The organism is Saccharopolyspora sp. NPDC045941 (genome assembly GCF_056431445.1).
Window position 1 is genome coordinate 1 of record NZ_JBWKKU010000180.1, and the last position, 1,005, is coordinate 1,005.

Here is a 1,005-nt window from a genome sequence, read left to right on the forward strand (position 1 = left end):
TGAGGTGATCTCAGTAAGAGGTTAGGTGAGTTGGCTGTGTTCGTAGTGGGTGAGGACGAGTGCGGCTTGGACGATGCGGCCGATTTTGCGGGGGCTGGTGGTGAAGTGCCGCAGGGCCCGCCAGCGTCCGGTGAGCAGGGCGAATCCGCGTTCGCCCTGGGCGCGCAGACTGCGCAGCAGCGTGTTGTAGGTACGGTTGTCGACCTCCAGTGGGCTGCCTGGGTGGGTTTTGGAGCGTTTGACCGGGGTGTGTACTCCGGCGCCGGCGCCTTGGAACCCGGCATCGGCCAGGGTGGGCAGGTCAAGCTGGGAAGCGGCCCAGTACAGGGCGCCGAGGACGTGGTCCTCGGCGGCGAGGATGTCATGCACCGAGCCGGGCTCGACCTCGCTGACCCAGATCGGGAACCCGTCGGGCCGCATAACCGCTTGGATGTTGCCGCCTTGCTCACGGGTTTTCCCGGAGTACCACAGGTCGATCTCGGTGCCTTTGACGCTGATGGTCTTCTCGTCCACACGGTCGGAGGAGAAGATTTTCCCGTCCAGGATCACATACGTCCAGCCGTCGTCTTTGGCCTGGCGCAGGGCCTGATGCAGATCCGGGGCATCCTCGGAGAGAACCTTGATGACCTCATCGAGGTAGCGGTAGCCGGTCGCGCGGGAGATCCCGTGATCACGTGCCAGCCTGGTGACATCGGTGTCGTCCCGGAACCAGCGCAACCCCAGCACAGCCTGCCAGAACGGAGTCAGCGCCCGGCGTCCCTTCCGCGTGCCGCGTGCACGGCGGTCGGCGGTCAGCAGCCCGCTGACATAGAGGGCGAGTTCACGGGGAACATCGAGGATGGCACGATAGGCGATCACGTGGGGTCCTTGCCTGGTGAAGATCATCTTTGGTCGGAGTTCTTCTACCAGGCACCCCACGCCCCACTTCCTCCGGGCATGTCTCAGCCGATCACCTGCCACGTTTCCGATCGGCACCCACAAACGATTCTTACTGAGATCACCTCA

General features: G+C 64.0%; 1 protein-coding gene. It reads right to left on the minus strand.

The features are described from left to right. Nucleotides 1–21 precede the first annotated feature (21 nt). Complete coding sequence (locus AC07FN_RS45975; RefSeq protein ID WP_478401399.1) at nt 22–858, minus strand: transposase family protein; 837 nt, start codon at nt 856–858, stop codon at nt 22–24. Nucleotides 859–1,005: the final 147 nt, after the last annotated feature.